This window comes from Kitasatospora sp. NPDC002522, assembly GCF_053595195.1.
Genome location: NZ_JBSFXE010000028.1, coordinates 25,741 through 39,046, shown reverse-complemented (window position 1 = coordinate 39,046; position 13,306 = coordinate 25,741). Strand labels below are relative to the sequence as shown.

General features: G+C 71.5%; 14 protein-coding genes and 2 tRNA genes. 14 read left to right on the top strand and 2 right to left on the bottom strand.

The genetic code is table 11. The annotated features are described in order from the left end of the window. Positions 1–13: 13 nt before the first annotated feature. From gyrA to ACWD4U_RS22985, 8 genes are all read left to right on the top strand, one after another. Positions 14–2,614, top strand: a complete 2,601-nt coding sequence (gene gyrA, locus ACWD4U_RS23020) for a DNA gyrase subunit A (RefSeq protein ID WP_449787280.1) — start codon at positions 14–16, stop codon at positions 2,612–2,614. Positions 2,615–2,756: 142 nt separating this feature from the next. Further along, the gene (locus ACWD4U_RS23015; RefSeq protein WP_363455783.1) at positions 2,757–3,482 is read left to right on the top strand and encodes a DUF3566 domain-containing protein; all 726 of its coding nucleotides are present in this window, start codon (positions 2,757–2,759) and stop codon (positions 3,480–3,482) included. 237 nt (positions 3,483–3,719) lie between these two features. Continuing rightward, a complete protein-coding gene (locus ACWD4U_RS23010; RefSeq protein WP_363455786.1) occupies positions 3,720–5,084 on the top strand; it encodes a cyclopropane-fatty-acyl-phospholipid synthase family protein in 1,365 nt (454 codons plus the stop codon). A 16-nt stretch (positions 5,085–5,100) separates the two neighbouring features. Continuing rightward, positions 5,101–5,174, top strand: a tRNA-Ile gene (locus tag ACWD4U_RS23005). A 287-nt stretch (positions 5,175–5,461) separates the two neighbouring features. Next, positions 5,462–6,337, top strand: coding sequence for a hypothetical protein (locus ACWD4U_RS23000; RefSeq protein WP_363455789.1), 876 nt, complete (start codon positions 5,462–5,464; stop codon positions 6,335–6,337). Positions 6,338–6,409: 72 nt separating this feature from the next. Beyond that, positions 6,410–6,799 (top strand): DUF6191 domain-containing protein, encoded by a 390-nt coding sequence (locus tag ACWD4U_RS22995; protein ID WP_363455792.1) that lies wholly within the window; start codon positions 6,410–6,412, stop codon positions 6,797–6,799. Positions 6,800–6,900: 101 nt separating this feature from the next. Beyond that, entirely contained in the window at positions 6,901–7,029 is a 129-nt protein-coding gene (locus ACWD4U_RS22990) for a DLW-39 family protein (RefSeq protein ID WP_014137031.1), read from the top strand. Positions 7,030–7,138: 109 nt separating this feature from the next. Next, a tRNA-Ala gene (locus ACWD4U_RS22985) sits at positions 7,139–7,211 on the top strand. 71 nt (positions 7,212–7,282) lie between these two features. Here the strand turns inward: ACWD4U_RS22985 and ACWD4U_RS22980 are convergent. After that, positions 7,283–8,170 carry a DUF5324 family protein gene (locus ACWD4U_RS22980; RefSeq protein WP_363455794.1) on the bottom strand — a complete coding sequence of 296 codons (888 nt, stop codon included), beginning with the start codon at positions 8,168–8,170 and terminating at the stop codon, positions 7,283–7,285. 166 nt (positions 8,171–8,336) lie between these two features. Between ACWD4U_RS22980 and ACWD4U_RS22975 the strand changes: the two genes are divergently transcribed. Together ACWD4U_RS22975 and ACWD4U_RS22970 are read left to right on the top strand one after the other, a co-directional pair. Next, positions 8,337–8,864, top strand: a complete 528-nt coding sequence (locus ACWD4U_RS22975; RefSeq protein WP_363455797.1) for a peptidylprolyl isomerase — start codon at positions 8,337–8,339, stop codon at positions 8,862–8,864. A 128-nt stretch (positions 8,865–8,992) separates the two neighbouring features. Then, positions 8,993–9,886: a rhomboid family intramembrane serine protease gene (locus tag ACWD4U_RS22970; RefSeq protein ID WP_363455799.1), complete on the top strand. Its 894-nt coding sequence runs from the start codon at positions 8,993–8,995 to the stop codon at positions 9,884–9,886. Positions 9,887–10,186: 300 nt separating this feature from the next. Here ACWD4U_RS22970 and crgA read toward each other — a convergent pair whose 3' ends face one another. After that, positions 10,187–10,441, bottom strand: coding sequence for a cell division protein CrgA (crgA, locus tag ACWD4U_RS22965; RefSeq protein WP_363455802.1), 255 nt, complete (start codon positions 10,439–10,441; stop codon positions 10,187–10,189). A 154-nt stretch (positions 10,442–10,595) separates the two neighbouring features. Between crgA and ACWD4U_RS22960 the strand changes: the two genes are divergently transcribed. From ACWD4U_RS22960 to ACWD4U_RS22945, 4 genes are all read left to right on the top strand, one after another. Beyond that, complete coding sequence (locus ACWD4U_RS22960) at positions 10,596–11,366, top strand: DUF881 domain-containing protein (protein WP_449787279.1); 771 nt, start codon at positions 10,596–10,598, stop codon at positions 11,364–11,366. Between the two features lie 89 nt (positions 11,367–11,455). Then, on the top strand, positions 11,456–11,632 hold the full coding sequence (locus ACWD4U_RS22955; RefSeq protein WP_363455805.1) for a hypothetical protein: 177 nt from the start codon (positions 11,456–11,458) through the stop codon (positions 11,630–11,632). A gap of 51 nt (positions 11,633–11,683) precedes the next feature. Beyond that, positions 11,684–12,349 (top strand): aminodeoxychorismate/anthranilate synthase component II, encoded by a 666-nt coding sequence (locus ACWD4U_RS22950; protein WP_363455808.1) that lies wholly within the window; start codon positions 11,684–11,686, stop codon positions 12,347–12,349. 31 nt (positions 12,350–12,380) lie between these two features. Beyond that, positions 12,381–13,295, top strand: coding sequence for a class E sortase (locus tag ACWD4U_RS22945; RefSeq protein WP_449787278.1), 915 nt, complete (start codon positions 12,381–12,383; stop codon positions 13,293–13,295). Positions 13,296–13,306: the final 11 nt, after the last annotated feature.

Genomic DNA, 13,306 nt, shown 5'->3' with positions numbered 1-13,306 from the left:
AAACTGACCACCAGTGGTCGACGACAACCGTCCGGACGGCGGCGAGCAGCTCCCCGAGGACACCACCTCCGCCCAGGCGACCATGCGGATCGAGCCGATCGAGCTCGAAACCGAGATGCAGCGCTCGTACCTCGACTACGCGATGAGCGTGATCGTCTCGCGTGCGCTGCCCGAGGTCCGCGACGGCCTCAAGCCGGTGCACCGGCGGGTCCTCTACGCGATGTACGACGGCGGCTACCGGCCCGAGAAGGGCTACTACAAGTGCGCCCGCGTGGTCGGCGACGTGATGGGCAACTACCACCCGCACGGTGACACCTCGATCTACGACACCCTGGTCCGCCTCGCCCAGACCTGGTCGATGCGGATGCCGCTGGTGGACGGCAACGGCAACTTCGGCTCCCCGGGCAACGACCCGGCCGCGGCGATGCGCTACACCGAGTGCAAGATGATGCCGCTGGCGATGGAGATGATGCGCGACATCGACGAGGAGACCGTCGACTTCGCCGCCAACTACGACGGCCGGCAGCAGGAGCCCACCGTCCTGCCCGCGCGCATCCCCAACCTGCTGGTCAACGGTGCCACCGGCATCGCGGTCGGCATGGCCACCAACATCCCGCCGCACAACCTGCGCGAGGTCGCCTCCGGTGCGCTCTGGTCGCTGGAGCACCCCGAGGCGACCAACGAGGAGCTGCTGGAAGCCCTGGTCGAGCGGATCAAGGGCCCCGACTTCCCCACCGGCGCGCTGATCGTCGGCCGCCGCGGCATCGACGAGGCCTACCGGACCGGCCGCGGCTCGATCACCATGCGCGCGGTGGTCGAGGTCGAGGAGATCCAGGGCCGCCAGTGCCTGGTCATCACCGAGCTGCCCTACCAGGTCAACCCGGACAACCTCGCGCTGAAGATCGCCGACCTGGTCAAGGACGGCCGGATCGCCGGCATCGCCGACGTCCGCGACGAGTCCTCCTCGCGCACCGGCCAGCGCCTGGTGATCGTGCTCAAGCGCGACGCGGTCGCCAAGGTCGTGCTGAACAACCTGTACAAGCACACCGACCTGCAGACCAACTTCGGCGCCAACATGCTGGCCCTGGTCGACGGCGTGCCGCGCACGCTCTCGCTGGACGCCTTCATCCGGCACTGGGTGGCGCACCAGATCGAGGTCATCGTCCGGCGCACCACCTTCCGGCTGCGCAAGGCCGAGGAGCGCGCCCACATCCTGCGCGCGCTGCTCAAGGCACTCGACCAGATCGACGCGGTGATCGCGCTGATCCGGGCCTCGGAGAGCGCCGACGCCGCCCGCACCGGCCTGATGGGCCTGCTGGACATCGACGAGATCCAGGCCAACGCCATCCTCGAGATGCAGCTGCGCCGGCTCGCCGCCCTGGAGAGCGCCCGCATCCTCAGCGAGCACGACGAGCTGCAGGCGAAGATCAACGAGTACAACGCGATCCTCGCCTCCCCGGAGCGCCAGCGCGGCATCGTCTCCGAGGAGCTCACCGCGATCGTCGAGAAGTACGGCGACGAGCGGCGCTCCACCCTGATCCCGTCCGACGGCGACCTCTCCATCGAGGACCTGATCGCCGAAGAGGACATCGTCGTCACCATCACCCGCGGCGGCTACGTCAAGCGCACCCGCTCCGACCTGTACCGCTCGCAGAAGCGCGGCGGCAAGGGCGTGCGCGGCGCGCAGCTGAAGCAGGACGACATCGTCGACCACTTCTTCGTGACGACCACCCACAACTGGATCCTGTTCTTCACCAACAAGGGCCGGGTCTACCGCGCCAAGGGCTACGAGCTGCCGGACGCCGGCCGCGACGCCCGCGGCCAGCACGTCGCCAACCTGCTGGCCTTCCAGCCGGAGGAGCACATCGCCCAGGTGATGGCGGTGCGCACCTACGAGGACAAGCCGTACCTGGTGCTCGCCACCCGCAACGGCCTGGTGAAGAAGTCCCTGCTCAAGGACTACGACTCCCCGCGCTCCGGCGGTCTGATCGCGATCAACCTCCGCCAGGACGAGGAGGGCCGGGACGACGAGCTGATCGGCGCCGAGCTGGTCTCGGCCGACGACGACCTGCTGCTGATCTCCAAGAAGGCCCAGTCGATCCGGTTCAAGGCCACCGACGAGGCGCTGCGCCCGATGAGCCGGGCCACCTCCGGCGTGAAGGGCATGTCGTTCCGCGAGGACGACGAGCTGCTCTCGATGAACGTGATCCGGCCGAGTACCTTCGTGTTCACCGCCACCGACGGCGGCTACGCCAAGCGGACCTCGGTTGACGAGTACCGTGTCCAGGGGCGTGGCGGATTCGGTATCAAGGCGGCGAAGATCGTCGAGGGCCGGGGCTCGCTGGTCGGCGCCCTGGTGGTCGAGGAGACCGACGAGATCATGGCCATCACGCTCTCCGGCGGCGTGATCAGGACCAGGGTTTCCGAGGTACGTGAAACCGGACGTGACACGATGGGCGTCCAACTGATCAACCTCGGAAAGCGCGACGCGGTGGTGGGCATGGCCCGCAACGCGGAGGCGGACGAGGAGGAGGGTGCGGACGTCGACGCCGAGGCGACGGCGACCGAGGCCCCCACGGAGCACGAGGCGGACGGCGCGGCCGACCAGGGCTGACGCTGTTCCCCGTCCGGTGGTGCCCGGCCCGCGAGCGCGGGTCGGGCAGCACCGGTTGACCGCAGGCCACCGGGGCAGGCGGACGAGCACAACACGGACCAGGGCGGTGCATCGGCCTGGCGGACGGTTCGGGAGGACCACGGTGAGCGGAGCCACGGGTGCTGGAGGTGCCACGGGCGGCCTGTCGGGCGCGCAGGGCGGGACGCCGGCGTACGGCGTGCCGCAGCGTCCGGCCGAGCACCCCGCCGCGTCCACCTCGCTGATGCCCCCGGTCGGCCAGGGCGGGCCCGGCGCGGCGCAGGGCGCCCAGCAGAGCTACGGCGGGCAGACCCCGCCGCCCCCGCCGAGCACCCCGCCCACCGCCGGCGGCGGCTTCTCCCAGCCGACCACCTACACCAAGGGCCAGCCGACCCCGGCCCGCGGCACCCGGACCGGCGGCGCCGCCCAGGGCAGCGCCGCGCGCCGCACCGGCGCCCCGGCCCCGGCCGGCGGCGGGCGGATCCGCAAGGCCCGGCTGCGGATCACCAAGGCCGACCCGTGGTCGGTGATGAAGGTCAGCTTCCTGCTCTCGCTGGCCGTCGGCGTGATCATCATCGTGGCCTCCGCGGTGCTCTGGATGACCCTCGACGGGCTGGGCGTCTTCGACTCGCTGACCAGCACCCTGAAGGACGTCACCGGCACCGACAGCTCCGGCGCCTTCAACCTGATGGACTACATCGGCTTCGGCAAGGTCATGCTGTTCACCACCCTGATCGCGGTGGTCGACGTGGTGCTGATGACCGCGCTGGCCACCCTCGCCGCGTTCATCTACAACACCGCGGCCGGCTTCACCGGCGGCATCGAGTTGACCCTGGCCGAGGAGGACTGACCTCCTGTCAGTCCGCTCCGGCGGCGTACGGAATGTCCCGGGCCCCGAAGGCCGTTGAAGCCTTCGGGGCCCGTTCGCATGCTTTCCCGGATCGGGGGCAAACGGGTGACCGGACGGCGTGCCGGGCGTAGCGCCCGGGCCCGCCGTGGATAAGTGGGAAGCGGGGACGAGCACCGGCCGTCCGGCCGCGGACGCGGCTCCGGGGCGGCCCTGGACGGGTACGTCGGGAGGTCCGGCATGGCTGGGAACGCGGAACAACTGGTGGGTGCGCTGGAGGGCCTGATGGGCCGTCGGGTCCCCGTGCGGGTCCGGGCCTGGGACGGCTCGCTGGCCGGCCCGCCCGGTGCCCCCACCGTCCACCTGCGCAACCGCCGCGCCGCCCGCCGCCTGCTCTGGTCCCCCGGCGAACTCGGCCTGGCCCGCGGCTACGTCTCCGGCGACCTGGACATCGACCCCGACAGCGACCTGTACGAGGTGCTCGGCGCGGTCGCCGAGGACCCCGAGCTGCACGGCATCCGGATCGGCCCGCGCCAGTACCTCGGCGCTCCCGGTCGCCGCGCGCTCTCCACCGCCCTGCGGCTGGGCGTGCTCGGCCCGCAGCCCGCGCCGCCGCCCGAGGAGATCCGGCACCGCAGCGGGCGCCTGCACAGCCGCCGCCGGGACCGCGCCGCGATCAGCCACCACTACGACGTCGGCAACGACTTCTACCGCCTGGTCCTCGGCCCGTCCCTGGTCTACTCGTGCGCCTACTGGACCCCCGAGGGCAAGAGCCTGGAGGACGCCCAGCAGGCCAAGCTCGACCTGGTCTGCCGCAAGCTCGGTCTGCGCCCCGGGATGCGCCTGCTGGACGTCGGCTGCGGCTGGGGCTCCCTCGTCCTGCACGCGGCCCGGCACTACGGCGTGGAGGCCGTCGGCGTCTCCATCTCCACCGAGCAGGTCGCCCTGGCCCGCCAGCGGGTCGCCGAGGCCGGCCTGACCGACCGGATCGAGATCCGCCTGCAGGACTACCGGGAGATCCCCGACGGCCCCTTCGACGCCATCTCCAGCATCGGCATGGCCGAACACGTCGGCTCCGAGCAGTACCTGGTCTACGCCGGCCACCTGCACCACCTGCTCGCCCCCGGCGGCCGCCTGCTCAACCACCAGATCGCCCGCCGTCCGCTGCGGCCCGACGAGCGGTACCGGCTCTCCCCCTTCATCGACCGCTACGTCTTCCCCGACGGCGAGCTCTCCTCGGTCGGCACCACCGTCTCCCGGCTGGAGGAGGCCGGCTTCGAGGTCCGCGACGTCGAGGCGCTGCGCGAGCACTACCACCTCACCCTGCGCGAGTGGGTCGCCAACCTGGAGGCGCACTGGTCCGAGGCCGTCGCGCTGGTCGGCCGCGGCCGCGCCCGGGTCTGGCGCCTGTACATGGCGGCGTCCGCCGTCGCCTTCGAGCAGAACCACATCGGCGTGAACCAGATCCTCGCCGTCCGCCCCACCCCCGAAGGGGCCTCCCGGCTCCCCGCCACCCGCGCCCAGTGGCTCGCCGAAGCCCCTGAGCTGCACCGCGCGGCGACCCCCCGGGGAACGGATTTGGGAGATCGGCCGTCGGTCCGCTAATCTTTCAGTGCGGCAAGGGCCTATAGCTCAGACGGTTAGAGCGCTTCCCTGATAAGGAAGAGGCCACAGGTTCAAGTCCTGTTAGGCCCACCGGCGCGAAGGCCCCGATCACCTGGTGATCGGGGCCTTCGACGTTTTCGCCCCCGGTTCGGCCGTAACCCCGGCCCGGTGCGGCTCGTTGGGCCGGGTGCGCAGAGGCAACACAGGGTGAGTCGACTCGAAACTTCAGTGTCGGGGATAGCCGGGCGTCAGAACCGGTCATTGGGAACGTGGGACGTAGCGCGCCTCTGCTCTTGCTGGCGGATGACCAGCCCCGCCGCCCGGGGTGACAGGGCGGTTCCCACGTCATGTCTTCTTTCACCCTGTGAGGCATTCCCATGTCCATGGAAGCCGCGCTGCTCGAGTCGAGGACTCTGCGCAGCGGCCTGTGCAGTCGCACCGAGGTCCTCGACGAGGTCAAGGCGCTCGTCCTGCTGCCCGACGGGCTGCACGTCACCACGCGGATGGTGGCCGACTACTTCCAGGTCGGCGACACAGCCGTCTACGCCCTGGTCCGCCGCCACCGGGCGGAGCTGGAAAGCAACGGATACACCGTCCACAAGCCTGTGGATAACTCGGCGAACCAGACTTGCAAGATGCAAGTCTGGCAGGTCAGCGACTCGGAAGGTGGTGAGAGCCCGGTTTCGGACCGTCCACAGGGCGGGGGTTCCGGCATCGCGTTGTACTCGCGGCGGGCCGTGCTGAACGTGGCGATGCTGCTGCGGGACAGCGAGGTCGCGCGGGCGGTGCGCAGCCGGTTGCTCGATCTCGTGGAGGCGGCGCCGCGGCCGGTGGTCGAGGTGCCGGAGGTGCGGGCGTTCCGGGCGCGGCCGTGGAAGCGGTGGAGCGAGCTGCGCTGGGACGAGTACGAGGCGGTGAGCCGGGATCCGGCCGCCGAGGCCTGGCGGCGGCGGATCGACGGGATGGACCCGTTCGACCTGCCGTACGAGCCGGGGGTGTCGTGCGAGGAGTGCTACGAGGAGCCGGGCGAGCCGGTCCGGGTGCCGTCGGTGGATGAACTGCCGGTCGTGGTGGCCGGGTTGGCGGTGTCCGTCGGGGCGATCGAGCGGCGGTTGGACGCGCAGGGGGCGGTGATCACGGCGATCAGTGAGCGGATCTCCCGGCAGGGCGCGGAGCTGACGTCGCTGGGCGCCGACGTCCGGGCGATCCGGCGGGACGTGGCCTACCTGCGCGGTCGGCGCCGGCGCGGGTAGCCGCTGACGGGTGCGTCGCCGTTCCGGCCCGGTCGGGTGGAACGGCGACGCACCCGGGTGCGTTGTCGGGGCATGGCGTGGTTCTTCGCGGTGAGCATCCCGGGGCTGGTGTGCGTGTTGGTGCTGCTGGCCTTCGTGGACCAGCTGGCGTTGGCGGCGCAGCGGTCGCGGTGGATTCCGTGGCGCGGGACGGGGCGGGAGGGGCAGGTCTCGGCGACCGGCTTCGAGCAGTTGCACGCCCAGTTCGCGGCCGGGAAGCAGGCCGAGTTGGAGCAGCGGAAGACCACGCTGATGCTCCGCGACGAGGAGGGGGAGGGCGCTCCGCCACGCAGTACGGTGGATCTGGAGGGCGGGCTCGCGGTGATTCGCCCGACGGCCGTCCGGGCTGATCATCGCACTGCTGGGGGGTCGTCAACCCGGCCCGTGGATCGGTCGGTTGGCCGTGGCGGGGGCCGCTCTTGAACGGGTTACCGGTGTGTATCATCGGCCGCAGGGCGGTCTGCAGCCTGACCGCTGGTTCGTGCTCGTACATCCAATAAGCAGAAGAAGGACGAGGTCCCGCGGTGAAGAAGCTTCTCCTGGTCGCCCTGGTCGCCCTCGGCGGCTTCTTTGTCTACCGTCAGGTGCAGGCGGACCGCGCCGAGCAGGACCTGTGGACCGAGGCCACCGACCCGGTCCCGGCCGGCCGCTGAGGTCCGACACGCGATCTTTCCTCGGACCGGCCGGCGGAGCGCCTGCCGCGGCCGGTCCGAACTCGCTCGGGGTTGCCGCCCGGAGCGGGTACGCTAATGCCTGTCGCACGGGGCTTTAGCTCAGTTGGTAGAGCGCTGTCTTTGCATGGCAGATGTCAGGGGTTCGACTCCCCTAAGCTCCACAAGGCTTCACAAGCCGAAGACCCCCGGTCCGGGATTCCGGACCGGGGGTCTTCGGCGTTCGCGCGACGGGTCAGTGCGGCTTGCGGGGGTCGTGGGGCTTGGGCCGGTCGTCCGGGGCGGGCTTGGGGTCCTCCGACTGGCCGGGCTGTGCGGCGGAGGCCTCGGTGGAGGTCTCGCGCGGGGCGGAGCCGTTGAGCACCGTCTCGCCGACCGGGGTGCCGGTCGCACTGCCGGGAGCGGGCGGGGCGCCGGGGGAGCCGGGTGCCGCGCTGTTCGCGGACGGCGTGGCGGCCGGGGCCGGCGGCTCGGTCAGCCACTCGGGGTTGTTCTGCTTCCGGTACCACTGCCAGCAGAGCACGCCGGTGCCGATGGCGATGGTGCCGGCCACCGCGAGCCCGGTGGCCCAGCCGTGGCCGCCGCGGTTCTCCTTCTTGAGGTTCTTCGCGGCCAGATCGCTGATCTCGGCGGCGCTGACGTGCCCCTGCAGCGCGGTGATCGCGGCGGCGCCGCGGGCCTGGGCCTCGGCGGCGTACGGGGTGACGGTGTCCTTGGCGCTCTGGAAGGTCTCGGTGACCTTGGGGACCACCGAGGCCTTGGCGTGCCCGGCGGCCCGGTCGGCCGAGAGCTTGGCGGAGAGCGCCGCCTCCTGGGCCCGGTGGACCGCCTTCAGCGCCGACTTCTGGGTCTCCGGCGGGAGGCTGGAGAAGGCGTGCTCGATGTGCGGGGCGACGTGCTTGACGTACTGCACCCGGGCTGCCTGGGCGGCCTGGCCGGCGCCGGCCCTGGCCTGCGCCCCGGCGGCGGCGGCCTTCGGGCCGAGCGCCTCCAGCTTGGGGCCGAGCACCTGCTTGGCCTCCCCGGCGTACTGCAGGGCGTGTTCCTTGGCAGAGGCGGCGTAGGGCGCGACGGCGTCCTTCGCCCGTCCGGCGGTCTCGCGCGCGGTGTCCGTACGGCTCACGGGCTTCTCCTTCTCGGCGGGGCTCCGGTGTTGTCCGGTATGCACCTTTCCACCTGATAGGAGATCATGCATCCCGCTCGGCCGGCGAGCACTTCGGCCGAGCCGTCCGTTGGGCCCATGGGATGATTTCGGGTGATAGTCAGGTAAGAGATTGGAAGGTAATCCTGTGGCCCAGGAACTCATCGCCACCCTGAAGACCAACCGCGGCGACATCGTGGTCAAGCTCTTCCCGAACCACGCCCCGAAGACGGTCGCCAACTTCGTCGAGCTGGCCGAGGGTACCCGCGAGTGGAAGAACCCGGAGACCGGCGAGGTGGCCGCCAAGCCGCTGTACGACGGCACGGTCTTCCACCGGGTGATCGACGGCTTCATGATCCAGGGCGGCGACCCGCTGGGCAACGGCACCGGCGGTCCGGGCTACAAGTTCGCGGACGAGTTCCACCCGGATCTCTCCTTCGACCGCCCGTACCTGCTGGCCATGGCCAACGCCGGCCCGGGCACCAACGGCTCGCAGTTCTTCATCACGGTCGCCCCGACCACGTGGCTGACCCGCAAGCACAGCATCTTCGGCGAGGTCGTCGACGCGGCCAGCCAGAAGGTCGTGGACGCGATCGCCACCACCGCCACCACCAAGCCGTACGACCGCCCGGTCGAGGACGTGGTGATCGAGTCGGTCGTCGTCTCGCGCGGCTGATTCCGGCCCCGCCGCCCGTGAGCGGCCCCCGCGCACCCTGGTGCGCGCAGTAGCCTGGGCGGTCCCGGCGGTGCCCCGTTCGAGGCGGTGGCGCGCCGGGACCGGTCTTGTGAGGAGGGACTGCGGCGATGCATCCGGAGGAGCCCGTGCGGCCGGCGCCCGCGGACGGCCAGGGGACCGGACTGCCCGGGTGCTACCGGCACCCGGAGCGGGAGACCGGCGTGGCCTGCGCGCGCTGCGGGCGACCGATCTGCCCGGAGTGCATGGTGGGCGCCTCGGTGGGCTTCCACTGCCCGGAGTGCGTGCGCGGTGAAGCCGAGCAGGTCCGGCAGCCGCGGACCACCTTCGGCGGGGTGCTGGAGGCCGGGGACGGCGCGCTGGTCACCAAGGTGCTGATCGGGCTCAACCTGCTGGTCTTCCTGGTCACCGCCTACCTGGACCGGACCTGGGAGCTGCGACTCGGCCTGTACAGCTGGGTGCCGGTGCCGGGGGTCCGGATCGGCGTGGCGGCCGGTCCGCAGGACTGGTACCGGCTGGTCAGCGCGATGTTCGTGCACTCCGGCCTGCTGCACATCGGGATGAACATGCTCTCGCTGTGGGTGCTCGGGCCGCAGTTGGAGCGGGTGCTGGGCCGGGTGCGGTTCCTCGGGCTGTACTTCGTGTCGGGCATCGCCGGCAACGCGCTGGCCTACCTGCTGTCGGGCGACAAGCTCTACTCGGTGGGGGCGTCCGGGGCGATCTTCGGGCTGCTGGGGGCGACCGCGGTGCTGTTCCGGGTCAACCGGGTACCGATGCAGCCGGTGATCGCGCTGCTGGTGGTCAACCTGGTGATCACCTTCTCGGTGTCGGCGATCGACTGGCGGGCGCACGTCGGCGGCCTGGTGGCCGGAGTCGTCACCGGCGCGGGGATGATGTACGCCCCACGGGAACGCCGTGCACTGGTGCAGGGGTTGACGGTGGCCGGAGTGCTCGTGGCGAGCCTGCTGCTGGTGCTGGCCGGGACGGCGCGCCTGCCGGGGTGATCCCGGCCCGGGCGGCATGCTGGGCGGCGGCTGTCCACAGCGGGTGCGGGCCTGTGCACAGCGGGTGTGAACTTGTCCACAGCGGGTGCGGGCAGCCGGTTGGCGTTCTTCGGTCTACGCGCGTTATCCTGCTGCGTTGCAAGTTATCCACAGGCCTGGCGAAGTTTTCCCCAGTGTGGACAACCCTGTGGATAAACGTTCGGGCGCTGCCTTCCGGGCGGGCGCGTGCCGAACACCGCTCCGGACCCGGGGCCCGGAGCGGTGCGGACGCGTTGTGTCAGGGGAGCCGCGGAGCGCGGCTCACTTCCACTGGGTGGAGACGCCGAAGCCGGCGGCGATGAAGCCGAAGCCGGCCAGGATGTTCCAGTTGCCCCAGCTCTCGATCGGCCAGGTGCCGCTGGTCACGTAGTACGTGACGATCCAGACCAGGCCGATCAGGAACAGCGCCAGCATCAGCGGTGCCACCCAGCTGCGGCCGGAGCTGAGCTTCACGGCCGTGGTGGTGGTCGGCGGCGGCGTGTAGTCGGCCTTCTTGCGGAGTCGAGACTTCGGCACGAGGGGTTCTCCTGTCGATGCGCTGTGACCGCGCAGGTGTGCAGCGGGGGACGGGCGGCGTGTGGGGGCCGGATTGGTACGAGCGGTACTCCGCACATGCCATCGGCGTCCGTTAGCGTAGTGGCTCGTCGGGTCTTAGGGAGATAAGGGTACGGTGCCGGATTCCACGATTTCGCCCCAGCCGCCGCTCGGCCGCCCTCGTCGCACCCGAATTGTCGGACGTGCCCTGACCTGCACCGTCTTCGCGCTCGCCGGGCTGCTGTTCTACGTCAGCGCGGAGACCGCCCGCGGCACCGATCTGCGCACCGACAACTCGCTGCTCAAGCTGAGCGACGTCATACAGCAGCGCTCCACCCAGAACCAGGAGCTGCAGGCGCAGGTCGCCGAGGACCAGGACAAGGCCGACCGGCTGGCCCAGGAGCAGGGGCAGTCCCCCGCCGACGCCGCCCGGCTGGACGCGCTGCAGCAGGCCGCCGGGCTGGACCCGCTGCGCGGACCCGGCCTGACCGTGACCCTGGACGACGCCCCGCCGAACGCCACCGCGAAGATCCCCGGCGTCCCCGAGCCCGGCGTGAACGACCTGGTGATCCATCAGCAGGACATCCAGGCGGTGGTGAACGCGCTGTGGCGCGGCGGCGCCGAGGGCGTCCAGGTGATGGACCAGCGGCTGATCTCCACCAGCGCGGTGCGCTGCGTCGGCAACACCCTGCTGCTGCAGGGCCGGGTCTACTCCCCGCCGTACGTGATCCGCGCGGTCGGCCGGACCGAGGCGCTGAGGTCCGCGGTGGACGCCGACCCGACCATCCGCAACTACCTGGGCTACGTGGCCGCCTACGGGCTCGGCTGGAAGGTCCAGGAGAGCGGCGAGTTGAACCTGCCGGGCTACGCCGGTTCGGCCGACCTGCGGGCCGCCTCCGCGCAGTAGCGGACGCGCGGGTCCTGTTGCGCGGATACCCGCCTGGGCGGGGCGGGCGGGCGTCTACGCTTGTGCAGACCCGAACTCCGAGGAGCAGCATGTACGGCATGATCTGGCGGCACCTCCCGGGCCCCACCCCGGTCCGCGCGCTGATCGCGGTGCTGCTCGTCCTCGGCGTCGTCTACGTCCTGTTCCAGTTCGTCTTCCCGTGGGCCGAGCCGCTGCTGCCCTTCGGCAACGTGACGGTGGATCAGGGCGGCGGCGCCGGCGGCTGAGCCGCTCCCCCGTAGCCGCAGCAGATGCCCGCACACCCCAGGAGCAGTGAGATGACCTCCGCCGGCCGCCCGCCCCGGATCCTCGTGGTCGACAACTACGACAGCTTCGTCTTCAACCTCGTCCAGTACCTCTACCAGTTGGGCGCGGTCTGCGAGGTGGTCCGCAACGACGAGCTGACCGTCGCCGACGCGCGCCCGCGCGACGGCGCGGACGGCTACGACGGGGTGCTGCTCTCCCCCGGCCCGGGCACGCCCGAGGAGGCCGGGGTGTGCGTGGAGATGGTGCATCACTGCGCCGAGGCCGGGCTGCCGCTGTTCGGGGTGTGCCTGGGCCTGCAGTCGATCGCGGTGGCCTACGGCGCGGTGGTCGGCCGGGCGCCCGAGCTGCTGCACGGCAAGACCTCGACGGTGGAGCACGAGGACGGCGGCGTGTTCGAGGGCCTGCCCTCGCCGCTGGTCGCCACCCGCTACCACTCGCTGGCGGTCGACCCGGCCACCGTGCCCGCCGAGCTGGTGGTCACCGCCCGGACCGAGGAGAGCGGCGTCATCATGGGCCTGCGCCACCGTGAACTGCTGGTCGAGGGCGTGCAGTTCCACCCCGAGTCGGTGCTCACCGAGGGCGGCCACCGGATGCTCGCCAACTGGCTGGCCGAGTGCGGCTTCCCGGAGGCCGTGGGCCGATCGGCCGGGCTCGCCCCGGTGATCGGGCGGAGCTGACCCGGTGACCGCCGTGCGCCCGGAGGGGGGCGTGCCCGGGAACCTGGGCGAGCCGGACGACTGGGGGGTCTACGAGCCCGCCCCGGTGGAGCAGACACTGCAACTGCGGCTGCCCGTGCCGCCCGTCCAGCCGGTCGCCGACGGCGGCCGGGCCGGGCGGCGGCGGGCCCAGGGGCCGGTGGGGCTGCGGCCCGGCACCGGCCGCCGGCGGGCCAGCGGCAAGGCCGGCGGGGCGCGGCCGCCGCGCCCCAAGGAGCGCCGACGGGTGGTGCTGGCCCGCCTGATGGGGGAGCTGTTCATCACCCTCGGCGTGGTGATGCTGCTGTTCGTCTCGTACCAGCTGTGGTGGACCAACGTGCAGGCGGACGCCGCCGCCGACGCGGCCGGCCACAGGTTGGAGCAGCAGTGGGCGCAGCCGCCCGCCGCCCCGCAGGGCGGGCAGAGCGCCGCGCCGCAGACCGCCTTCGAGCCCGGGCAGGGCTTCGCCATCATCCACATCCCGAAGCTGGACCTGAAGTACCCGATCGCCGAGGGCACCAACAAGGAGAAGGTGCTGGACCACGGCCTGGTCGGGCACTACACCGGCACCGCGATGCCCTCCGACAAGACCGGCAACTTCGCGGTCGCCGCGCACCGCACCACGCACGGGCAGCCGTTCCGGAAGATCGGTCAGCTGGTGCCGGGGGACAAGGTCGTCGTGGAGACCGCGACCGCGTACTACACCTACGAGGTGGCGGGCGGCATCCCGGAGACCCCGCCGACCAACGTGACGGTGCTTCAGGCGGTGCCGAAGGGCTCTCCGTTCACCGCGCCGGGCCGCTACCTGACGATGACGACATGCACGCCGGAGTTCAGTGCCCGGGGAAGGCTGATCGTCTTTGGCAAGATGGTCGAGGAACGGCCGAGGAGCCAGGGCCAGCCGGAGGCGCTGACCGGGCATCAGTGAGCAGCGAGGCA